The 22145-nt window shown below is 73.0% G+C and carries 20 protein-coding genes and 1 riboswitch; of the genes, 11 read left to right on the plus strand and 9 right to left on the minus strand.

What is annotated here, in order from left to right; genetic code table 11:
- Nucleotides 1-9: 9 nt before the first annotated feature.
- Nucleotides 10-1182 (minus strand): glycine oxidase ThiO, encoded by a 1173-nt coding sequence (gene thiO, locus ACWDEN_RS13550; RefSeq protein ID WP_450858958.1) that lies wholly within the window; start codon nucleotides 1180-1182, stop codon nucleotides 10-12.
- Nucleotides 1180-1291, minus strand: a riboswitch (TPP riboswitch). Its footprint overlaps the gene before it by 3 nt.
- 53 nt (nucleotides 1292-1344) lie before the next feature.
- Here thiO and ACWDEN_RS13555 point away from each other — a divergent pair.
- The 6 genes from ACWDEN_RS13555 to ACWDEN_RS13580 all read left to right on the plus strand — a co-directional run bounded on the left by ACWDEN_RS13555 (nucleotide 1345) and on the right by ACWDEN_RS13580 (nucleotide 6231).
- Complete coding sequence (locus tag ACWDEN_RS13555; protein ID WP_351609931.1) at nucleotides 1345-1695, plus strand: hypothetical protein; 351 nt, start codon at nucleotides 1345-1347, stop codon at nucleotides 1693-1695.
- Nucleotides 1696-1727: 32 nt separating this feature from the next.
- Nucleotides 1728-2960: an NAD(P)/FAD-dependent oxidoreductase gene (locus ACWDEN_RS13560; RefSeq protein WP_450858961.1), complete on the plus strand. Its 1233-nt coding sequence runs from the start codon at nucleotides 1728-1730 to the stop codon at nucleotides 2958-2960.
- Nucleotides 2961-3025: 65 nt separating this feature from the next.
- Nucleotides 3026-3391, plus strand: coding sequence for an Rv2175c family DNA-binding protein (locus ACWDEN_RS13565; protein ID WP_030742629.1), 366 nt, complete (start codon nucleotides 3026-3028; stop codon nucleotides 3389-3391).
- A gap of 95 nt (nucleotides 3392-3486) precedes the next feature.
- On the plus strand, nucleotides 3487-4134 hold the full coding sequence (gene thiE, locus ACWDEN_RS13570) for a thiamine phosphate synthase (protein WP_450858963.1): 648 nt from the start codon (nucleotides 3487-3489) through the stop codon (nucleotides 4132-4134).
- 178 nt (nucleotides 4135-4312) lie between these two features.
- Nucleotides 4313-5236, plus strand: a complete 924-nt coding sequence (gene metF / locus ACWDEN_RS13575) for a methylenetetrahydrofolate reductase [NAD(P)H] (RefSeq protein ID WP_351609922.1) — start codon at nucleotides 4313-4315, stop codon at nucleotides 5234-5236.
- 56 nt (nucleotides 5237-5292) lie between these two features.
- A complete protein-coding gene (locus ACWDEN_RS13580) occupies nucleotides 5293-6231 on the plus strand; it encodes an SCO2102 family sporulation regulator (protein ID WP_450858965.1) in 939 nt (312 codons plus the stop codon).
- Nucleotides 6232-6279: 48 nt separating this feature from the next.
- Here the strand turns inward: ACWDEN_RS13580 and ACWDEN_RS13585 are convergent, their stop codons facing one another.
- The 4 genes from ACWDEN_RS13585 to ACWDEN_RS13600 all read right to left on the minus strand — a co-directional run bounded on the left by ACWDEN_RS13585 (nucleotide 6280) and on the right by ACWDEN_RS13600 (nucleotide 11677).
- Nucleotides 6280-7791, minus strand: coding sequence for a phytoene desaturase family protein (locus ACWDEN_RS13585; protein WP_450858967.1), 1512 nt, complete (start codon nucleotides 7789-7791; stop codon nucleotides 6280-6282).
- Between the two features lie 373 nt (nucleotides 7792-8164).
- Nucleotides 8165-8794 (minus strand): TetR/AcrR family transcriptional regulator, encoded by a 630-nt coding sequence (locus ACWDEN_RS13590; RefSeq protein ID WP_351609914.1) that lies wholly within the window; start codon nucleotides 8792-8794, stop codon nucleotides 8165-8167.
- Nucleotides 8795-8841: 47 nt separating this feature from the next.
- Nucleotides 8842-10926: a YhgE/Pip family protein gene (locus ACWDEN_RS13595; RefSeq protein ID WP_450858969.1), complete on the minus strand. Its 2085-nt coding sequence runs from the start codon at nucleotides 10924-10926 to the stop codon at nucleotides 8842-8844.
- Entirely contained in the window at nucleotides 10913-11677 is a 765-nt protein-coding gene (locus ACWDEN_RS13600) for an ATP-binding cassette domain-containing protein (RefSeq protein WP_351609909.1), read from the minus strand. Before ACWDEN_RS13600 ends, ACWDEN_RS13595 begins: the two co-directional genes overlap by 14 nt.
- 164 nt (nucleotides 11678-11841) lie before the next feature.
- On the opposite strand from ACWDEN_RS13600, the gene ACWDEN_RS13605 reads away from it, so the two are divergent.
- The 3 genes from ACWDEN_RS13605 (at nucleotide 11842) to ACWDEN_RS13615 (ending at nucleotide 14006) form a co-directional block, all read left to right on the plus strand.
- A complete protein-coding gene (locus ACWDEN_RS13605; RefSeq protein ID WP_351609907.1) occupies nucleotides 11842-12405 on the plus strand; it encodes an SAV_6107 family HEPN domain-containing protein in 564 nt (187 codons plus the stop codon).
- Between the two features lie 166 nt (nucleotides 12406-12571).
- Nucleotides 12572-13342, plus strand: a complete 771-nt coding sequence (locus ACWDEN_RS13610) for a methyltransferase (RefSeq protein WP_351609905.1) — start codon at nucleotides 12572-12574, stop codon at nucleotides 13340-13342.
- Nucleotides 13343-13619: 277 nt separating this feature from the next.
- A complete protein-coding gene (locus tag ACWDEN_RS13615; protein ID WP_450858972.1) occupies nucleotides 13620-14006 on the plus strand; it encodes a DUF3040 domain-containing protein in 387 nt (128 codons plus the stop codon).
- Nucleotides 14007-14096: 90 nt separating this feature from the next.
- On the opposite strand, the gene ACWDEN_RS13620 is transcribed toward ACWDEN_RS13615, so the two are convergent.
- The 4 genes from ACWDEN_RS13620 to ACWDEN_RS13635 form a co-directional block, all read right to left on the minus strand.
- Nucleotides 14097-16484, minus strand: a complete 2388-nt coding sequence (locus ACWDEN_RS13620) for a transglutaminase TgpA family protein (RefSeq protein WP_450858974.1) — start codon at nucleotides 16482-16484, stop codon at nucleotides 14097-14099.
- Nucleotides 16481-17842 (minus strand): DUF58 domain-containing protein, encoded by a 1362-nt coding sequence (locus tag ACWDEN_RS13625; protein WP_450858976.1) that lies wholly within the window; start codon nucleotides 17840-17842, stop codon nucleotides 16481-16483. Before ACWDEN_RS13625 ends, ACWDEN_RS13620 begins: the two co-directional genes overlap by 4 nt.
- On the minus strand, nucleotides 17842-18882 hold the full coding sequence (locus tag ACWDEN_RS13630; RefSeq protein WP_351609893.1) for an AAA family ATPase: 1041 nt from the start codon (nucleotides 18880-18882) through the stop codon (nucleotides 17842-17844). Before ACWDEN_RS13630 ends, ACWDEN_RS13625 begins: the two co-directional genes overlap by 1 nt.
- Nucleotides 18883-19127: 245 nt before the next feature.
- Nucleotides 19128-19676, minus strand: coding sequence for a beta-class carbonic anhydrase (locus ACWDEN_RS13635; protein WP_351609891.1), 549 nt, complete (start codon nucleotides 19674-19676; stop codon nucleotides 19128-19130).
- 420 nt (nucleotides 19677-20096) lie between these two features.
- On the opposite strand from ACWDEN_RS13635, the gene rsmH reads away from it, so the two are divergent.
- The gene (gene rsmH / locus ACWDEN_RS13640) at nucleotides 20097-21053 is read left to right on the plus strand and encodes a 16S rRNA (cytosine(1402)-N(4))-methyltransferase RsmH (RefSeq protein ID WP_351609888.1); all 957 of its coding nucleotides are present in this window, start codon (nucleotides 20097-20099) and stop codon (nucleotides 21051-21053) included.
- A gap of 372 nt (nucleotides 21054-21425) precedes the next feature.
- Nucleotides 21426-22067 carry a septum formation initiator family protein gene (locus ACWDEN_RS13645; protein ID WP_450858979.1) on the plus strand — a complete coding sequence of 214 codons (642 nt, stop codon included), beginning with the start codon at nucleotides 21426-21428 and terminating at the stop codon, nucleotides 22065-22067.
- The last annotated feature ends 78 nt before the right edge of the window (nucleotides 22068-22145 follow it).

The following is a 22145-nucleotide window of genomic DNA, read 5'->3' on the forward strand; positions in this document are numbered from 1 at the left end:
CGGAGATGCTCATGCGGGCTGCTCCATGAGGACGGCGGCGCCGAAGCGCCGCGGCGTGAACGGACGGGCTTCTTCCGGGAGCCGGCCACTGGCCAGCACCTCGGCCATCACATCCCCGGTGACCGGCGTGAGCAGCACCCCGTTGCGGTGGTGCCCGGTGGCCAGCAGCAGCCCGTCGAGCCCGGACGGGCCGAGCAGCGGCGCGTTGTCGGGGGAGCCGGGGCGCAGACCGGCCCGGGTCTCGGTGAGCGGCAGTTCGGTGATGCCCGGCACCAGCTCATGGGCGTCGCGCAGCAGCTCGTACACCCCGCCCGCGGTGACCGTCGTGTCCCAGCCCAGCTCCTCGCTGGTCGCGCCGACGACCAGTTCGCCGTCCTCCCGGGGCACCAGATACACATGGCCGCCGCGCACGATGGCCCGCACGGTGCGGCTCAGGAAGGGCGCGTACCGGCGCGGCACCGTCAGCCGCAGCACCTGCCCCTTCACCGGCCGCACCGGCGGCAGCAGCGCCTCCGGCACGCCCGCGAGCCGTCCGCTCATGCTCCCGGCCGCGAGCACCACCTGCCCGGCGCTCAGAGCGGTGCCGTCCGCGAGCGTGACCCCGGCGGCCCGGTCCCGTACGACGTCCAGCCGCTCGGCCCACGCGCGGTGGAACACCACGCCCGCCCGCTCGCACGCGGCCACCAGGGCCGCCGCCAGCCGCCGCGGGTCGATCTGGTGGTCGCCGTCGACCCGCAGCCCGCCGCGCACCCCGGGCGCCAGCATCGGCTCCAGGCGCCGGCACTCCCGCCCGGACAGCCACTCCGACTCCAGGCCGCAGCGCCGCTGCAGGGCATGCAGTTCGCGCAGATGGGCGCGGTCGTCGGCGTCGAGCGCGACCTGGAGGGTGCCGCAGCGGCGGTAGCCGAGGTCGTGGCCGGTCAGCTCGGTCAGCTCGGCCGCGAAGTCCGGGTAACGGCGGGCCGATTCCAGGTTCAGGGCGAGCAACTCCTCCTCGCCGTAGTGCAGTTCGGTGACCGCGGCCAGCATTCCGGCCGCGACCCGCGCGGCTCCGCCGCCGGGCTCGGGGTCCACCACGGCCGTGGCGAGCCCGCGCCGCGCCGCGCGCCAGGCCGTGACCAGGCCGATGATGCCGCCCCCGATGACGAGGACGTCGGACGTATCGGACGTACGTGACGACATGGGCGTCCAGCCCCTCCCTTCGCCGGCATGACCCGGATCAGGTTCGTACGGTCGGAGGCCGCCAGCCTCCCTCTCAGCCCGGTGCGTCCGGGCTCCCGCGAGTGCTTGTACGGTGGCCACCCTAGCCCGCACCCCTCGTCACCCGTAAGGGAGCCCCCGCCCGTGGCCCGATCGCTCGACGGACTGATCCTCGCCCCCGTGGCGGACCAAGCCCCAGGTCAGGTGGGCACCCGCACCCGGTTCGCCTACCACGAGAAGGACGGCGAGATCTGGGCGGAGTACACGGGCGGCGACGTCGTGCGCGGCCATCTGGTCGGCACCCGGGAGGGTGACCGGCTGGACTTCCGCTACGTCCAGCTGAGGACCGACGGGACGACCTCCTCCGGGCACTGTGTGTCCACGGTGGTGGAGCTGCCGGACGGGCGGGTGCGGCTGGAGGAGACCTGGGAGTGGGAGTCCCGGGCGGGCACCGGGACGAGCGTTGTGGAACAGGTCACCGGGCACGCCCGCTGACTGACGCGTTGTCACGTGTCTATGGTGATCGGGTGAGCGAGCAGACAGCGCAAGGGGGCACGTCGGCACGGCGGCGCGTGGTCGTGGTCGGCGCGGGCATGGCCGGGGTGCAGACGGCGGTCGCCTTGCGGGAACAGGGGTACAAGGGCTCCGTCACCGTGATCGGGGCGGAGCCGCACCAGCCGTACGACCGGCCGCCGCTGTCGAAGGCCGTGCTGCTCGGCAAGGCCGAGGGCTCCGCCTTCGACGTGGACTTCGAGTCCCTGGGCGTCGAGCTGCGGCTCGGCTGCGAGGTGCTGGGCCTGCGCCCCGCAGAGCGCGAACTGGACACCGAGGCGGGCCCGGTGTCGTACGACGTCCTGGTGCTCGCCACCGGCGCCGAGCCGATCACCCTGCCGGGCACCGAGGGCGTGCCCGGCGTGCATCTGCTGCGCACCCTGGACGACGCCGAACGGCTGCAGCCGGTCCTCGCCCGGCAGCACGAGATCGTGGTCGTCGGGGCCGGCTGGATCGGCGCCGAGTTCGCCACCGCCGCCCGTGGAGCCGGCTGTGCGGTGACCGTCGTGGAGGCCGCCGGCCGTCCGCTCGCCGGCGCCCTGCCCGCCGAGGTCGCCGCACCCATGGTCGCCTGGTACGCCGACGCGGGCGCCGAACTGCGCACGCACGCGCGCGTGCAGCGCGTCGAGCCCGGCGCGGTGATCCTCGACGACGGCACCCGGCTGCCCGCGGGCGCCGTGGTCGTCGGCATCGGCGCCCGCCCCGCCACGGCCTGGCTTGCCGGCTCCGGCGTCGAGCTGGGCCCGCACGGGGACGTCCTCGCCGACGACCGTCTGCGCACCTCGGTCGAGGACGTGTACGCCGTCGGCGACTGCGCCTCCTTCCCCTCCGCCCGATACGGCGAACGGCTGCTCGTCCACCACTGGGACAACGCCCTGCAGGGCCCGCGCACGGTCGCCGCGAACATCCTCGGCGAGACCCCGGCGGTCTACGACCCGGTGCCGTACTTCTGGTCCGAGCAGTTCGGCCGCTTCGTGCAGTACGCCGGCCACCACGCCGCCGCCGACCGCCTGGTGTGGCGCGGCGACCCGACGGGTCCGGCCTGGACGGTGTGCTGGCTGCGCGAGGACCACCTGATGGCCCTCCTGGCGGTCGGCCGCCCGCGTGATCTGGCGCAGGGGCGCCGGCTGATCGAGGCGGGCCGCCGCATGGACACGCAGGCCCTGGCCGACCCCTCGAAGCCCCTGAAGGACGCCACGGCCGACTAGCCTGGTCATCCCGGCCGGACCTGCCTGACTTCCGACTGTCAGTGGGGGATGGCAGGCTTGTTCTCGTGACCGAGATTGACGCAAAAATCGATGCTCTCGTCCCCGCCTGGCTCACCCTCCCCGACATCGCCGAACAGCTCGGCGTCGAGGTGACGCGCGTGCGGCAGCTGGTCAAGGAGGGCCAGCTCATCGCCGTACGCCGAGGTGAGAACCGCGCACTGCACGTCCCCGCAGCCTTCATCGACGGGGACAAGGTCGTCAAGGGCCTGTCCGGCACCCTGACGCTCCTGCGGGACGACGGCTTCACGGACGAAGAGATGATCGAGTGGCTCTTCACCCCCGACCCGACCCTGCCCGGCACCCCCGCGCAGGCCCTGAGCGAGAATCGCGGCACGGAGGTGAAGCGCCGCGCCCAGGCGCTCGCCGTCTGAGCCGAATCGCACCTGAAGGGGTGGTGTGCGGGCCGTCGTAGCCCGTACGCCACCCGCCGAAGCCGTCAGGGACACCGACCAGGGGGGACCCACGTATGTCCGACACCGCACGCGCCGCGCTCGCCGACGCCCGCCTGTACCTGTGCACGGACGCGCGCACGCGCCAGGGCGACCTTCCCGAGTTCCTGGACGCGGTCCTGGCCGGTGGTGTCGACATCGTGCAGCTGCGCGACAAGGGCATGGAGGCCGCAGAGGAGCTGGCGCACCTGGAGGTCTTCGCGGAGGCCTGCGCCCGGCACGGCAAGCTCCTCGCGGTGAACGACCGCGCGGACGTCGCCCACGCCGCCCGCGCCGATGTGCTGCATCTCGGCCAGGGCGACCTGCCGGTCCCCGCGGCCCGCGCCGTCCTCGGCGACGCGGTGCTGATCGGCCGCTCCACGCATGCCGAGTCCGAGGCCGCCGCGGCCGCCGTGCAGGAGGGCGTGGACTACTTCTGCACCGGCCCCTGCTGGCCCACACCCACCAAGCCGGGCCGGACCGCGCCCGGCCTCGGCCTGGTGCGGTACACGGCCGGCCTGGGCACCGACCGTCCCTGGTTCGCGATCGGCGGGATCGACCTCGCCAACCTCGACCAGGTGCTGGACGCGGGGGCCCGCCGGGTGGTCGTGGTGCGCGCGATCACCGAGGCCGGCGACCCGGGAGCGGCCGCGGCCGAGTTCGCGAAGCGGCTGCGGCAGGGCTAGCGGCACCGGTGGGGGAGCCCTGCCCGTGTCTTCGTCCGTGTCTCAGTCCGTGTCTGGCCGTCGCTCTGTCCGTGGTTGTGTCCGTGTTTTTGTCCAAGGAGTGGACAGGATAGCGACAATTCGGGCAAATCTTCGCCGTCCGGTTGGGGGACCGCCCACCCCTGGCTAACCTGCCCGTATGGCCCTCGGAACCCCCTCCACCAGGACTGATCGCGCACGCACCGTGCGCGACATGCTCGCCACCGGCAAGACGACGTACTCGTTCGAGTTCTACGCGCCGAAGACCCCCCAGGGCGAGCGGAACCTGTGGAACGCCCTCCGGAGGGTCGAGGCCGTCGCCCCCGACTTCGTCTCCGTCACGTACGGCGCCGGCGGTTCCACGCGCACGACCACGGTCCGGGAGACTGAGCAGATCGTCGTGGACACGACGCTCACTCCCGTCGCCCACCTCACCGCGGTCGACCACTCGATCGCCGAACTGCGGAACATCATCGGCCAGTATGCGGACGCCGGGATCCGCAACATGCTCGCCGTGCGCGGCGACCCGCCCGGCGACCCGATGGGCGAGTGGGTGCCGCACCCCCGGGGACTCACGTACGCGGCCGAGCTCGTCCGGCTCATCAAGGAGTCGGGCGACTTCTGCGTGGGCGTCGCCGCCTTCCCGGAGATGCACCCCCGCTCCGCGGACTGGGACACCGACGTCGCCCACTTCGTGGACAAGTGCCGTGCGGGCGCGGACTACGCCATCACACAGATGTTCTTCCACCCGGAGTCGTATCTGCGGCTGCGCGACCGCGTGGTGGCCGCGGGCTGCGAGACGCCCGTCATCCCCGAGGTGCTGCCGGTCACCAGCGTGAAGATGCTGCAACGGGTGCCCAAGCTCAGCACCGCCCTGTTCCCGGACGCTCTGAAAGAGCGGATCCTCACAGCGAAGGACGATCCGGCGGCGGTACGCTCCATCGGTATCGACTTCGCCACGGAGTTCTGCGCCCGGCTGCTCGCCGAGGGAGTGCCCGGACTGCACTTCATCACGCTCAACAACTCCACGGCGACCCTGGAAATCTACGAGAACCTGGGCCTGCACCACCCCCCGCAGGCCTAGACCGGCCGCACCGCGATACGACACACTGCGTAGCGGTCACTGGGAGAGGGGCGTACATGGGCTGGACGGTCCTCTACATCGCGTTCGGCATCGTCGCACTGTGGTTGCTGGGCGAGGTGCTGCTGCAGTACAAGGCGCGCCTGCGCTGGCGGCTGCTGGCGTTCGCCGGCTTCCTCGGGGTCGTGGTCGGTGTGCTGATGCCGTCCGTGATCGTGATCGGCGTCGGCGCCATCGCCTTCGCGGTCGGCCAGACCTATGTCACGCTGTCGTTCCGCCGCGGCTTCGCCGCCGGCTGGGCGGTCAAGCGTCCCGAGGCGGAGGCCGAGGCCGCGGGCGGCAGCAAGCGCCGCCGCGGCAAGGCCGACCGGCACGACCCGGCGCTCGACGACACCGACCCCGAGCTCGTCGGCCCGGAGGACGACCGGGGCGCCGACCGGGCCGGCTACGGCCAGGGGCGCGGCGACTACGACGACTACGACCGCGACGACGTCTTCACCCCGTCCGGCCGTCCGGCCACGGAGCCCGCCGCGGCCGAGACCACCGCCGTCTACGAGCCACAGCCCATCCCCGAGGACACCGGCTCCTACGGCGTCTACGGGGACACCGCCTACGCGGCCGCGGCCCAGCCCCAGGGCGCCGAGCAGCAGAACTACGCCTACGACTACTCGGGCTACGCCCAGCAGGGCTACGGCTACGACGCCGGCGGCCAGCAGGGCTACGCCAACTACTCCGACCCGTACATCGGCACCCAGTCCTACGGCGACGCCTCGTACGGCACCGGCTACTCCGGCCAGTACGCCCAGCAGGGCTACGCCCAGGCCCCGTACGGCGGCGGCTACGGCGAGACCCCGGCGGACGGGGTGTGGGTGCCGCAGCAGCGCACCGACGAGACCTACGGCGGCGAACTCCCGCAGGAGCAGCCGTACCCGCACCAGAACCAGGGGCACGCCCAGCAGCAGCCCGGTGCCGGGTACGACGAGCAGTACCGTTTCTGAGGCCGTATCGCTTCTGAGGTCCTATCGCTTCTGAGGGCCCGGCTCGGCTCACTGGGAGCCGCGGAACTCCGGGCCCTCCACGATCAGCCCCGCCACCAGCGCGCCCGACATGCCCGCGTGCGGCAGCCCGCCGCCTGGGTGGGACCAGCCGCCGACCCGGTACAGACCGGGCAGCCGCGTCGTGTTCGACGGATGCAGGAAACGGCCCCCTCCGGCGGCCAGCGCGGGGGCCGGCACCGCGCCGAGGAAGGCCCCCGTCTCGTCGTCGGAGTTGTCGGGTGTGCGCACCTCCTGCCACAGGACGCGGTCCCGCAGGCCCGGTATCACGGCCTCGGCGGCTTCGAGGAGATGCTCCGTGTACTGCCGGACCATGCCCTCCTCGTCCCAGTCGACGGCGCTCGGCACCACCGCGGACAGCACCACGGACTCGTGCCCGTCGTCCGGTCTGAGCGCGGGGTCGTCCGGGCGCAGCACGGTCACCGTGGGCGGTGGCGGCTGGTCGCCGTCCGCCGAGGCCAGGAAGTCCAGCTCGGACTCCGGGTCCGGCGCATGGACGACCGTGCGATGTGCGGCACCGGCCTCGCACCCGCCGCGCAGGGCCAGCAGCAGGGCGAACCGCCCGGGACGGGTCATGAAGGGATCGGCCCGCACATCCCCGTTCCCGTCCAGCGGACGGTCCGTCAGCGCCTTCAACCACGCCGGGTCCACGTCCGCCACGACATGGTCCGCCTCGGCCACCGTGCCGTCTCCCAGCTTCACGCCCGCGGCCCGGCCGTCCTTGTCCAGGATGCGCAGGACCTCCGCGTCGAAGACGAACTCGACCCGCCGCTCCAGACACCGCTCGTACACCGCGCGCGCCAACTCCCGGACGCCGCCGCGCACATACCAGGTGCCGAAGGCGTGCTCCATGTAGGGCAGGACGGCCGCGCTCGCCGGAGCGGTCCGCGGATCGAGGCCGTGGGCGAGCGCGGAACTCTGCAGCAGGGCGTCAAGGCGCTCGTCGCGGAGCTCCCAGGCGCCGATCTCGGCCAGTGTGCTCGCGCGTCTGGTGCGCAGCAGCCGCTTGTGCGGGACGGCCGGATACGGCTCCTTCTCGGCCAGCACCCGCCAGTCGGGCCACAGCGGCTCCTCCAGCAGCGGCCTGCGGGTACGGTCCCAGGCCTCCCGGGCCCGCACCAGGAACTCGCCCCAGCGCTCGCCCGCGCCCCCGCCCAGCGCCTCCTCCAGGGCCGCGACCACACCCGCGCGCGAGGCGTTCGGCAGCGACACCTCGGTGCCGTCCGCGAAGACGTGCCGCGAGGACGGATCGACCTGGACCAGCTCGACGCGGTCCTCCAGCGGCTCCTTGCCGGTCTTGACGAACAGATCGCGGTACACGGCGGGCAGCGTCAGCAGTCCCGGGCCGGTGTCGAAGCCGAACCCGTCCCGCTCGAAGCGGCGCACCGCACCGCCGTACGTGTCCGTGCGCTCGTACACCACCACCCGGTGGCCCGCGACGGCCAGCCGGGCGGCGGCCGCCATCGCGCCCATCCCGGCGCCGATCACCGCAATCCGTGCCATGCCTGCGACTTTATCGACCGCCACTGACAACCCGCCCCGCGGGAGCCCAGGACACCCGCGAGGCCGCCCGGAAACGTGGGCACGCGTGCGTACGGCTGAGTACCCGTACTCAGGCGGTGAGATGAGTACGCGCGCGGATGGGCCGCGGCCTCGGCGAACGGGACAGTGGAGGCACGGCAAGGGGGCGCGGCCCGGCACCGCCGACACGGGGCGGCGGAACGGCGCCCGCCACCCGGCCGCTCCTTCCGCCGATCCGTCGGCGGAAGCGAGTCGGGGGACCCGGGGACGACCACCCACGGGGGACCACAGGGGGAGTACGGGGGAGTGGGAGGGCGCCGGTCCGGCAGCGGACCGGCGCCCTCCTCGTACCCGCTCAGCCCTTGCCGCTCACGCGCCCCTGCAGCAGCCGCGACAGGGCCGCGTGGACGTCGTCCAGGGAGCGCTCCGGCTGGAAGGACTTCCAGTCCAGCGCGGCCACCAGGACCATGCCGACCAGCGCGGCCGCCGTCAGCTGGACGTCGATCTCGTCGCTGAACTCCCCGGCCGCCACGCCCTCGCGCAGCACCTGCTCGACCACCGCGACGGCCTCCTGCCGGACCACCATCAGCGTGGACTGCCAGGCCCGGTTGGTGCGCCACAGCTCGGCCACGTACAGCTGGGTGAAGGCCGGATAGCGGTCGATGAAGACCAGGCCCGCGCGGACCATCGCGTCCAGCGCGTCCACCTTGCTGCCGCCGGCCCGTGCGGTCCGCTCCGCCGCCTCCTGCAGAGAGGCGGTGAGCAGGCCCACGCCGTGCCGCAGCAACTCCTCGAAGAGGACCGACTTGCTCGCGAAGTTGTAGTAGACCGTGCCCTTCGCGACCCCGGCCCGCTCCGCGATCTCGTCCACCGTGGTCGCGGAGAAGCCCTGCTCGGCGATGAGCGTGACGGCCGCCTCGTAGAGCTTCTGCCGGGTGGCCTCGCGGCGCGTGCTGCCGCCGGACCTGGCGCTGCTGCTTTCCATGGCCCTGATTCTCACAGGTACGCGTGCGTGCGGGGCGTCCCCCTGGCTCACAGGCTCAGCTCCGGGTGCAGCCGGTCCAGCGTCCACACCTGGCGGCGGCGGGCCGCGAGGGCCGTCAGCGCGAGCGCGCCCGCGGTGAACGCGGCCAGCACACCGCACGCCTGCCAGACCGGGCCGAGCCCGCCGCCGGTGATCAGCCGGCGCAGTGCCTCCACGATGTAGCTCATCGGCAGGAACGGGTGGATCGCGTTGAAGAAGCCCGGGCTGGTCTGCACCGGGTAGGTGCCGCCCGCCGAGGTCAGCTGGAGCATCAGCAGCGCGAGCACCAGGATCCGGCCGGCCGCGCCGAAGCGGGCGTTCAGCCACTGCACGATCGCCCCGAAGCACGCCGTGACCAGGCACAGGAAGCCGATCGTGCCGGCCGCGCGGAGCATCTGCAGACCGATCGCCCAGTGCAGGACGGCCATCAGCGCGGACACCTGGAGCACGCCCACGGCGACCACCGGCAGCCAGCCGGCGAGCGCGATCCGCCAGGCCGGCGAACCGGCCGCCAGGGCACGCCGGTTGAGCGGCGGGATCAGCATGTAGGCGACCATCGCGCCCACCCACAGGGACAGCGGGATGAAGTACGGGGCGAATCCCGTGCCGTAGTTCGGCGCCTTGTGCAGGTCGTGCGAGGCCAGCTGGACCGGGTCGGCCATCACGCCGGTGCGCCGGTCGCGGTCCTTCTTGTCGTAGTCCGGGATCTTCCTGGCGCCGTCGTGCAGTCCGCCGGCCAGCTTCCCGGAGCCGTCGGACAGCTTGTACAGGCCGCCGTTCAGGGTGGTGGCGCCCGACGCGGCGGTGCCGATGCCCTCGTCCAGCGTGGTCGCGCCGGTCTGCGCGGTACCGAGCCCGGAGTGCAGTTTCCTGGCGCCTTCGGCGACCTTCAGGGCGCCGGCGTTCAGCTTGTCGATCTTCGCCACGGCGTCCTCGACGTCCTCGTACAGGTGCGGTGCGCGCTTTTCGAGGGCCGTGGCCTGGTTCTGCAGGGTGCCGAGGTTGTCCCGCATCGTCTTCAGGTCGCCGTCCTGGTCCGCGATCAGCGTGTTGAGGTCGTCGGCGACGGTGGCCACCTCGGCGGCGGCTGTCCTGGCCCGCTTCAGGTCCGGACAGACCGGGTCGGGAACGGCCGCGGTCTCGCAGCGCGCCTTGTAGATCTCCTCCAGGACGGCGGAGTTCGTGTGGGCGGCCTGTGCGGCGCCCGGGGCGAGCTTCACCAGGACGTCGAGGTTGTCCTTGACGGTCTTGGCCGAGTCGGCGACCAGGCGCGCGGTGTCCCCGATGGTCTTCTCGTTGTCCTTGAGGTAGGGCCCTGCCGTGTCGTGGACGCCGTTGACCTTGTCGGCGAGGGCCTGGGTGCCGTCGGCGACCTGGCGGGACCCGTCCTGGAGGTCACCGGCGCCGGTGTTCAGCTTCTTCAGGCCCGTGGCCAGCCTGCCGCTGCCGCTCTTGGCGTCCTTCAGCCCGTCGGCGAGGTCCCTCGAGCCCTTCTCGGCCTTCCCGATGCCGGTGTTCAGCCGGTCGGCACCCGCGGCGGCGGTGACGGTCTTGTCGTGGATGCCGGAGAACGAGACGAAGATCTTGTCCAGGAAGGTCCGGGAGGCCTTGGCGGAGGCGGCCGAGCGGACCTCGTGGAAGACGGTCCGGGAGATCTGGCCGACGATGTAGTTGTTCGCGTCGTTGGTGCGCACCTGAAGGGCGCCGGTCTCCGGGGAGTCGCCGGAGCTGGAGGCGATCCGCCGGCTGAGGTCGGCCGGCATGGTCAGCGACAGGTAGTACGTGCCGTTCTCGACCCCCTCGCGAGCCTCCTCGTCGCTCACCTCGTGCCATTCGAAGGTCCGGCTGTCGCGCAGTCCGTCCACGATGTCGTCGCCGGCGGTGATCCTCTTCCCGCCCGCGGTGGCACCCTTGTCGTCGTTCACCAGGGCCACCGGGATCCGGTCCAGACGGCCGTACGGGTCCCAGAAGGACCACAGGTACAGGGCGCCGTAGAGCAGCGGCAGCACGAGCAGCGCCACCAGGGCGGCGCGCGGCAGCCGCCCGCGTCCGAAGCGCCTCAGCTCGAGCACGGCCAGCCTAGGCGAGCGCATCGATGTCCTCCTTCGGGTCGCTCTTCTCGCTCGCGCCGTCCGTGCCGGCACCGGCTTCGGTGTCCTTCGGCCCGGTCGGTACGACGACGCAGTCGCCGGGGGCCGTGCGGCAGACGACCGCCACCGTCGTCCCCGCGCGCGTGAGCGAGCGCAGCAGCTCCCACAGCTCGGCGCGTTCGGTGTCCGAGAGTTTGGTGCCGATGTCGTCGACGCCGAGCAGTCCGGGCCTGCCGAGCAGCGCCAGGGCGATGGACAGGCGCAGTTCCTGCGGCCGCTCCAGGTCGCGCACGGCCGTCCGGGAGCCCTTGGGCAGCGTTTCCGGATCGAGTCCGGCGGCGGCCAGGGCCGCGTCGACGCGCAGCCGTGCCTCGTGCACGCGCTGGGTGCGCGGGCGCAGCAGTTCGCGCAGGGAGTCGCCGAAGCGGCTCTGCAGCAGGGCCCGTTCGCGCAGGTGCTCGCCGACGGTCAGGGCCGGCTCCAGATCGGTCACCCCGGCCACGTTGGCGACCGCGCTGACGCGGCGCAGCCGGGCCATGTGCCGCGGGAGCCGGAACCCGCCCACGGTGGCCGTGCCCTCGGTGGGCTTCATCCGTCCTGTGAGTGCGAGCAGCAGACACGTGCGGCCCGAGCCGGACGGTCCCTCGATCGCGATGAGTGAGCCGGGCTCCGCGTCGAGGGTGACGCCGCGGAAGGCCCACCCCCGCGGTCCCTTGAGGCCAAGGCCCTCGGCCCTGACGTGCACGCCGTCCACAAGCCCCCCTGCGGCTTCGTGTTTTGAACTGACTGGTCAGTGCAAAAGTACGCCCGAACCTACGCTCGAAGCAAAGTCCCAGGTCAGAACGGATTGTCAGTGCCATACCTCACGATGGGCACATACGGCACCCGTGCCGTCACCCAGACGACAGGAGGTTCGTCATGGCCAACCCGTCCGCAGCCGCCGCACGCCGGCGCCGCGCCACCGGCCCTGCCCCCTCACTGACCGGCCCGGCGAGCGACGTGCACCCCGTGCTCCGCCGGGCCACGGCCCCGCCCGCCGCCCTCGACCTGCTCGCCCAGGCCCGCGCAGGACTGGACGAGGCCGCCGTCCTGGAAACGCCGAACGAGCGCTATGCGACGGCCCACCTCGCCGCCCTGCGCACCGCCGCCGCCGTGCTCGCCGCCCGCGGCCGCCCCGAGACCTCCCCGCGCCGCCGCGCCCGGATCCGCAGCGCCTGGGAGGTACTGCCCGAGATCACCCCCGAACTGACCGAGTGGAGCGCGCTGTTCGCCTCCGGCGCCGCCCGCCGGGCCCGGGCCGAGGCCGGCATCCAGGGCGCGGCGAGCCGCCGCGACGCCGACGACCTGATACGCGACGTGGCGATGTTCCTGCGCATCGTCGAGCGGATGCTCGTCCTCCAGCCGGTCCTGCCCCAACCCCGCCAGGACCCCGGACAACCGGACGGCCCGAGAGCGCGCGGTGACCTTCCGGACGCGGGCTGACCACCGGCGCGGAGCGCCCCGGAGGCGAACGGACGGAGAGGCCGTCCGGCCTGCGAGACGCGGGCGGCGCTACCCGCCCGCGGTGACCGGGTACGGCGGCGGAGGCAATAGGGTGGAGGACGTCTGAAGCCTTCAGCCTTCCGCCCCCGCCGAGGAGTCAACTGCCGTGTCGGACCCGATGCGCCCCCGCGCCTCCCTGCGTACCGCCGTGGTCTGGGAGGTCCTCCAGGACGCCCTCGACCGCCGGGTCAAGGCCACGGGCCGGGAGTCGCTGGACGTCCTCGACACCGGAGGCGGCAGCGGCAACTTCGCCGTGCCCGTCGCCCGGCTCGGCCATCGCGTCACCGTCGTCGACCCCAGCCCCAACGCGCTGTTCGCGCTGGAGCGCCGGGCCGCCGAGGCCGGCGTCGCCGAGCGGGTCCGGGGCGTCCAGGGCGATGCGCACGGCCTGTTCGACGTCGTCGAGCGAGGCGGCTACGACGTCGTGCTGTGCCATGGCGTCCTGGAGTACGTGGACGACCCGGCCGAGGGCGTCCGCAACGCCGTCGCCGCGCTGCGCTCCGAGGGCGTCCTCAGCCTGCTCGCCGCCGGCCTCGGCGGCGCCGTGCTCGCCCGCGCCCTCGCCGGACACTTCACGGAGGCCCGGCAGGCGCTGCAGGACCCCGAGGGCCGCTGGGGCGCCGGTGACCCGATGCCGCGCCGGTTCACCGCCGAGCAGCTCACCGCGCTGGTCGAGGGCGCGGGCCTGAACGTCGGCGCCGTGCACGGCGTGCGGGTCTTCGCCGACCTGGTCCCCGGCGTCCTCGTGGACACCGAGCCCGGCGCCCTGGACGCGCTCCTCAAGTTGGAGGCCGCCGCGGCCGAGCAGCCCGCGTTCCACTCCGTCGCCACCCAGCTGCATGTGCTCGGTGAGACGCCGGGTGCCGCCGAGGTCTGAGCGGACGACCGTGACCCGCCGCTGATCAGGGCCTCGGCGGTGGATGGAGTACGCCACAGGACCCCCGATCGAGGGGTTTGCGCCGTATGATCGAGGTACACCACCCGGCATGACGGGTCGGCCGCCGGGGAATGGAAGCCTCAGCGAGCCGGGACTGTCATGGCGGATTCCGGTTGGCCAATTGGCGTAGAGGGGCGGGTTTCACGGGGGCGATTCCCTGCCTATCCTGAAGGGACCCCCCGGGTCGCCCCGGCGACTGCACGATGAGGAGGACTCCGTGCCGCTCTCGGAGCACGAGCAGCGCATGCTCGAGCAGATGGAGCGAGCGCTGTACGCCGAAGATCCCAAGTTCGCGTCAGCGCTTGAGGGAAACGGGCTGCGGACGTACACCCGGCGGCGGGTCTACCAGGCGGTTGCGGGCTTCCTCGTTGGTATCGCGCTCCTCATGACCGGAATGGTCATGCAGCTGATCTGGGTCAGCGTGGTGGGTTTCCTCGTCATGCTGGGCTGTGCCGTACTCGCCGTCACCGGCTGGCGCAAGGCCCCCAAGCCGGGCGAGCAGCCCGCGGCGGGTGCCGTCCGTCGCCAGGTGCGGCCGAAGCGCTCGATGATGGACCGGATCGAGGAGCGCTGGCAGCGCCGCCGGGACGAGCAGGGCCACTAGGCGTCCGGCGGTTTCCGCGGACGCGGAGGAACAACCACAGACAACGTGTGAGGGGCGACCACCGGCGGTGGTCGCCCCTCAGCCTTGCTCTCAGCCCTGCCGCTGCGGCGTCCGGCGCGGGACGCCGGGCCGGGCCGCCGCCACCCGCGCCCCGAGCGCGGACCAGCGGGCCGACACCGCCCACAGCACCCGCACCGACGAGCGGGGCAGGAACAGCGCCCGCAGCCGCGTGCCGGTGCTCGCCGTGCCGCGCAGCCCCTCGATCACCCGGCGCACGTCCGCCGCCGTACCCGCCGCCGGGCGCGGCCGGGGCGCGTACAGCACCTGCTCCAGCGCGTCCGCGACCCGGTGCACCGCGGCCCCGTTCGCCGGGTCCAGCCGACCCAGCTCGACGATCCGCCCGGCCGCCCTGCGCGGGGTCAGCGACTCGTCCGGCGCGATGCCGTGGTCCCAGGCGCTGTCCGTCAACTCCTGCCAGGCGTCCAGGGTGTGCGCCGCCGCGCCCTGCTCGGTCCGGGCGTGCCCGCCGAGCCGCGCCGAGCGTACCCGTGTCCGCCACAGCAGCGGAGACAGCGGAACCGCGAGCACCACCAGCGCGGCCAGAGCGATCAGCGGATACCACCACGGGCCCGTGCCACCGCCGCCGCCGTGCGGGGCCGCCGCGGCCGACGCGGTTCCGCAGTCCCGCAGCTTGACCAGCTCGGGCGGGCAGCTCCGGCTCGGCGAGGCCGCCGCCGAAGGAGCCGAGGACGACTGGTGCGAGGGCAGAGCCGGGTCCGGCAGCGTGGTGCCGGGCGTGTCCGACTGGGTGTACGACGGCGTGGTGCCGCGGGTCGGGGTCGGCTCGAAGCGGGTCCACCCCACACCCTCGAAGTACAGCTCGGGCCAGGCGTGCGCGTCCTTCTGGTTCACCGCGACGGTGCCGTCGGCCTGCGGGGTGCCGGGCGCGAAGCCCACCGCGACCCGGGCCGGAATGCCGAGGGTGCGGGCCATCGCCGCCATGGCGAAGGAGAAGTGGACGCAGAAGCCCTGCTTCTTCTTGAGGAAGTTGGCGATGGCGTCGGGGCCGCGGCCGACCTCGACCTGGGTGTCGTACTGGAAGCCGCCCGTGACCGCGAAGTAGTCCTGGAGCCTGACCGCCTCTTCGTAGTGGCTCCGCGCGCCCGCCGTGATCTGCCGGGCGGTCCTGGCCACCACCTTCGGCAGCGAGGACGGCACCATCGTGTACTCGCGCTTCAGGGCCGCCGGCGGCTCCGGCGCGCTCGACAGCTGCTCGGCGGTCGGCTGCACGTCCAGGCTGGTCACCTGGTAGGTCTCGCCCCGCGTGGTCTGGCCGTGGTCGCCGACCAGGGTCATGCCGACGGGCTCGTAGCGCCAGCGGCCGCCGATCTTCACACCACTCGGCGGGTACGGCATCGGCAGCCAGTTCTGGGCGTACCAGTCCGACGACGTGATCGTGGTTTTCACCGTGCCGCGCCTGATGTCCGCGCCGAGTCCGATGGGCGTGGGGAACTGGTCCGGCACCCCGACGATGTGCCGCTGGGCCGGTTTCCACGTGGTGCCGTCGAAATCGTCCAGGGACACGATCCGCAGATAGAGGTCCGAGACGTCGTCCGTGCTGGTCTTCAGGGTCAGCACCTGGCGGTCGTCGTTCGTGTTCAGGCTGTCGCGCAGCGACACCAGCGGGTTCACCGCGGAGATCATGCCGCCGTTGCCGTTGCCGACTCCCACGCCCGTGCCGGCGGCGTCCAGCAGGCCTCCCTGCATCGCCGGCAGGGCGAGCGGCACCACCAGGGCCGCGCCGAGCGCCAGCGCGCCGATCCTGCGCCCGGTACGCACCGGGGCCACGACGTCGTCCTCCAGCGGGCCCGGAGTACGCGGGGCACCGCCGAAGACCCGGCCCCACTGCGCCAGCCGGTCCCGGCCCTCCGCGAGCAGCAGCATCAGATAGCCGGCCGCCGCCACCAGGAACCACAGCCAGTCGGTTCCGCCGTCGGACAGCCCGGCGGCCACCGAGTACAGCGCGAGCAGCGGCAGTCCGGCCGGGGCCGCGCTGCGGAAGGTCACCGCGAGCGTGTCCACCAGCAGGCCGATCAGCAGCACGCCACCGATCAGCATCAGCTTGATGCCGTCGGTCAGCGGCGCCGGTATCGCGTACTCGCTGACATCGGTCGAGCCCTGCTGGAGCAGGTCGGCGAAGTGCCGGAAGGCGTCCGGGCCGGGGATCAGCCCGATGACCGCGTACCCCCGGGCGAAGACCAGGGTCAGCAGCACCAGGGTCACCAGCGACTGCGCCGCCACGGTCAGCGGCCGGCCCAGCGGCACCCGGCGGGCCGCCGCGCCCACCCCGGTCTGCACGGCCACCAGCGGGACCAGCTGCAGCAGCCAGGTCGGCTCAGCCACCAGGGGCAGCAGCGCGCAGGAGGCCATCAGCGTCGCCGCGGCCGCGCACAGTGCCAGCCGTGCCCGCCCGCTCATCGCACCGTCTCCCCGCCGACCGGGGCCAGGCCCGAGCGCTCCCGGTCCGCCTGCTGCCACAGCCCGTTCAGCGCAGCGCCGCGGGGCACGCTCAGCGCCGTCCAGCCCGCCTCGCGCAGCATCCGCAGCCGCTCGGCGTGCCGTTCGCCCGGCTGCGGCACATCGGTCGCCTCCCGGGTCCAGGTGTCCGGGTCCAGCACGAAGGCGACGGCACCGCCGCTGCGCCGGCTCATCTTGGCGACCGTCGCCGCCTGCTCCTCGTCCAGGTCGCCCAGGAAGGCGACCAACAGCCCCTCGTTTCCGCCGCGCAGCACGTCGTACGCCCGGGACAGGCCGCTGCCGTCGGAGTGGTCGATCACCGCGAGGGTGTCCATCATCAGCCCGGCCGCCTCCGCGGTCTCCTGGCCGGTGCCCGCGAACCCGTCGGCTCCCTTGCCGGGCACCACGCTGCCGCTGTCGGTCAGCAGCCGTACCGAGAAGCCGCGTTCGAGCATGTGCACCAGCACCGAGGCGGCGCCGGAGACGGCCCACTCGAAGGCCGAGTCGGGGCCCGCGCCCTCGAAGGCGCCGCCCCGGGTGTCCAAAAGGACGGTGCACCTCGAGCGCCGGGGCTGCTCCTCGCGGCGCACCATCAGCTCGCCGTAGCGCGCGGTGGACCGCCAGTGCACCCGGCGCAGGTCGTCGCCGTAGCGGTAGCCGCGCGGGATCACGTCGTCCTCGCCGGCCAGGGCCAGCGAGCGCTGCCGCCCGTCGCCGTACCCCTTGGCCTCGCCGCTGAAGCGGACCGGGGCGAGCGGCTCCACGCGCGGGATGACCGTGAGGGTGTCGAACGCCGAGAAGGAACGGGTGAGTTCGCACATCCCGAAGGGGTCCGTCAGCCGCAGCTGCAGCGGGCCCAGCGGATAGCGGCCGCGCAGGTCGGAGCGGACCCGGTAGGACACCTCGCGGCGGCCGCCCGGCTCCACCCGGTCCAGTACGAACCTCGGGCGCGGACCGAGGACGTACGGCACGCGGTCCTGGAGCATCAGCAGGCCGGTGGGCAGCCGGGAGACGTTGTCCATCCGCAGGTGCACCCGGGCCTCGCTGCCGGCCGGCACGCGCGCGGGGGAGAGCCGGCGGGTGCCGGCCACCCGGTAGCGCGTGCGGTACACCACGGTCGCGCAGATGACCGGCAGTGCGGCCAACAGCAGCCCGACCCGCAGCAGATCGCTCTGGCCCAGCACGTACGCGCAGATCGCGGCCGCGATCCCGGCCGCCAGGAAGGAACGGCCGCGGGTCGTCAGGCCCGCCAGGGCGGTACGAACGCCGCCCGTGTCCCCGCGGTCGGCCTCCGCCTGCCCCGTCCCCCCGGCGCTCATCACAGACTCCGCGGGGGCTGCTGGGGATACGCCGGAACGCCCTGCCCGAGGCCGCCGAAGCCGCTGTGCGGGCCCGGTGCCGCGGGCACCGGGGTGTGCTGGAGGATCTCCTGTACGACCTGCTCGGCGGTACGGCGGTTCAGCTGGGCCTGGGCGGTGGGCAGCAGGCGGTGCGCGAGGACGGCGACGGCGAGCGCCTGGACGTCGTCCGGCAGCGCGTACTCCCGGCCGGCGAGGGCCGCGGACGCCTTCGCGGCGCGCAGCAGATGCAGCGTCGCGCGCGGGGAGGCGCCGAGTCTGAGGTCGGGGTGGGTGCGGGTGGCGGCGACCAGCTCCACCGCGTACCGCCGGACCGGCTCGGAGACGTGCACGGTGCGCACGGCCTCGATCAGCTTCACGATCTCGTGCGCGTGCGCCACCGGCTGCAGGTCCTCCAGCGGGTTCGCCCCGCCGTGGATGTCGAGCATCTGCAGCTCGGCCTCCACACTCGGGTAGCCGACGCTGACGCGGGCCATGAAGCGGTCGCGCTGGGCCTCGGGCAGCGGGTAGGTGCCCTCCATCTCGACCGGGTTCTGCGTGGCAACCACCATGAAGGGGCTGGGCAGTTCGTACGTCTGCCCGTCGATGGTGACCTGCCGCTCCTCCATGGACTCCAGCAGCGCCGACTGGGTCTTGGGCGAGGCGCGGTTGATCTCGTCGCCGATCACGATCTGCGCGAAGATGGCGCCCGGCTTGAACTCGAAGTCCCGGCGCTGCTGGTCCCAGATGGACACACCGGTGATGTCCGAGGGCAGCAGGTCGGGCGTGAACTGGATGCGCCGCACCGAGCAGTCGATGGACCGCGCCAGCGCCTTGGCCAGCATGGTCTTGCCCACTCCGGGGACGTCCTCGATCAGCAGGTGGCCCTCGGCGAGCAGCACGGTCAGCGCGAGCCGTACGACCTCGGGCTTGCCCTCGATCACGCCCTCCACCGAACCGCGCACCCGTTCCACCGTGGCGGTCAGATCAGTGAGGCTCGCTCGATCGTCATAGGTCGTCACCCGGCCCTCCTCGGCCCGTTCTTTCCGGGCCGACGCTGCGTGCGAAACCGGCCCACCCCGAAACACGGACACCGCGCGGGAAAAGTTCCGCGCGACGCCACACCCGCATTCTTGCCGCCGTTACCGATTCGTGTCACTCGCCTGTGGACAACTGCCCGCAGGATGTCGGTCTTACCTCTTTTTCGACCGCATTTTCGATACGGCGACGGCGGGATGCTTCCGGGGCGGCCGGCCGGTGTGCCCGGTCAGGCCGGGTCGACCTCGCGCAGCAGACCGGTGCGCACGTCGAACACGAAGCCGCGCACGTCGTCGGTGTGCACCAGGAACGGCGAGGTGCGCACGCGCTGCATGGACTGGCGCACGTCCTGGTCGACGTCCCGGAAGGACTCCACCGCCCAGGCCGGCCGCTGGCCGACCTCCATCTCCAGGTCGTGCCGGAAGTCCTCGGTGATGGTCTCCATGCCGCACCCGGTGTGGTGGATGAGTACGACGCTGCGGGTGCCGAGCGCCCGCTGGCTGATGGTCAGGGAGCGGATCACGTCATCGGTGACGACACCGCCCGCGTTGCGGATGGTGTGACAGTCACCGAGCTGCAGGCCGAGCGCGGCGTGGAGGTCGAGACGGGCGTCCATGCAGGCCACGACCGCGACCTTGAGAACGGGGCGGGCGTCCATCCCGGGGTCGGTGAACTCGGCGGCGTAGGCCTGGTTGGCCTCGACCAGGCCATCCGTCACGGAGCCGCCGGTCGTTATGGCGCCTTCGGATCCAGTGGGAACTGCTGCGGAAGTCGTCATACTCATGACGTTACTGGTCACCCCCGGTCCCGTCCTCCTGTCAGAGCGGGACAAAAAACGTCATCGCGGCTTGTTGTGAGCTATCCCATACGGAGGGTAAACATGCCCCGGACGGGTGAATCCGGTCGAATTGCGGCGCCCGTCGCGATGCGGTAGGCGACGCGCAGGCCGGTTGATTGACCGCGAGACAGGGTGGACTAAAGTGACGCGAAGCGGGAGGCGTGGCTCTCCCTGCTGGTGAAACCCCCGGAGACCCCGGCTCACCCCGGACCGTCTCCCCACGTGCGCGGCGCGTACGTACGGCTCGGCCTCCTCCCGCTCCCGGTCCGGCTGACGCTTCCGGCGCCGGCAGGCCTGACCCTTCACGAGCTGGCGGGGACCCGGCGGTGCGTACGGCCCGCCGGAAGATGAGAGGCCCCCTTGAGCCAGAGTCGACACGTCCCGGTGATGCTCCAGCGGTGCCTGGACCTGCTGGCGCCCGCCCTGGAGCGCCCGGGAGCGGTGGTCGTCGACTGCACCCTCGGCCTCGGCGGACACAGCGAGGCGCTGCTGACGCGGTTCCCCGAGGCGCGGCTGATCGGCCTCGACCGGGACAAGGAGGCGCTGCGCCTGTCGGGCGAGCGGCTGGCGCCCTACGGTGAGCGCGCCACCCTCGTGCACGCCGTCTACGACGAGCTGCCCGACGTACTGCACAAGCTCCGCATCGCGCGCGTGCAGGGCGTTCTGTTCGACCTCGGGGTCTCCTCCATGCAGCTGGACGAGGCCGACCGCGGCTTCGCCTACGCCCAGGACGCGCCGCTGGACATGCGGATGGACCAGACGACGGGGATCAGCGCCGCCGAGGTCCTCAACACCTACCCGGCGGGCGAACTCGTGCGGATCCTGCGTGCGTACGGCGAGGAGAAGCAGGCCAAGCGGATCGTGGCCGCGATCGTGCGCGAGCGCGAGAAGGAGCCGTTCAGCAACAGTGCGCGGCTGGTCGAGCTGATCCGTGACGCTCTTCCGCAGGCCGCCAAGCGCACCGGCGGCAATCCCGCCAAGCGCACCTTCCAGGCGCTGCGCATCGAGGTCAACGGCGAACTGTCCGTACTGGAGCGGGCGATCCCGGCGGCGGTGAAGGCCCTCGACGTGGGCGGCCGCATCGCGGTGCTGTCGTACCACTCGCTGGAGGACCGCCTGGTCAAGCAGGTCTTCGCGGCCGGCGCCGCCTCCACCGCGCCCCCCGGCCTGCCGGTCGTGCCGGAGCGCTACCAGCCGCGGCTCAAGCTGGTCACCCGGGGTGCCGAACTTCCCACCGAGGAAGAGGTCGCCGAGAACCGCCGGGCCGCACCGGCCAGGCTGCGCGGCGCCGAACGCATCAGGGAGGACGCCGAGTGACCGAGACGGGTCGGTTGGATTCCCGAACTCACCGGGGAGACCGCGAGGGTTTTCGCACGCACCCGGTGGCCGGCGGGAGCCGTCGGTCTCTCCAGGAGGGCCACGAGGGTTCCTGGACCCACCGGGTGGCTCGCGGAGGCCGCCGGACTCACCAGAGCGGTCATGTGGTTCTTGGGACGTACCGGGGTGCCGGTGCGGGATCCCGGGCGTACCGGGAGACCGGCGAGCGGGCCCGGGCATACTGCCGGACCGGTGAGGGAGCCCGGGCGTACTGCGGGAGCGGTGAGGGATACCCGACGTACCGGGAGACCGGTGAAGGTCTCCAAACCCACCGGGAGCGCCACGAGGGCTCCCGAACCGACCGGGGGAGCCGTGAGTAGGAAACCCGAACTGAGGGGGCGGGCCGCGCGGCTCGCCCGGCTCTTCCCGGCCGGCCGTGCGCGGGCCGCCCGCACCCCGTTCGTCCTGCTCGTCGTCCTGCTCCTCGGCGGCGGCCTCATCGGGCTGCTGGTGCTCAACTCCGCACTCAGCGAAGGCTCGTTCAAACTCGCCGACCTGCAGAAGCAGACGAAGAACCTCACCGACGAGGAACAGGCCCTGCAGCGGGACATCGACGCCTACTCCGCTCCCGACGCCCTCCAGCGCCGCGCCCACGAACTCGGCATGGTCCCCGGCGGCGACCCGGCCTTCCTCGGTGCGGACGGCAAGGTCAAGGGCGTCCCGAGCGCCGCCGGCCCCGAGTCCGCCACCTTCGCCGACCCGGCCGCCCCTCAGTCCCTGACCCCGGCCACGGCTCCCGCCACGACCCTGGCCCCGCCCACCACCCCGGCCTCGGCCACGCCCGCCGCGCCGACCCCCGCCGCGCCCACCACCCCGGCCCCGGCCACGCCGTCGCCCGCCGCACCGGCACCGGGACAGCCCCGGTCCGCCGCCGTCGCCTCCGACCCCGCCGCGGCCATTCCCCCGCCCCCCTCCATCCCCCAGCCCGCCCCCACCCCGGCCCCCGGCAGGTGACGGACGTGTCCGACAGGGAACCGCGCCGTCGTGTGCCGGGGCCGGCGTGTGCGCTCCGCCCGGGTGGCGGGAGGGGCG

Source organism: Streptomyces sp. NPDC001153 (genome assembly GCF_053598315.1).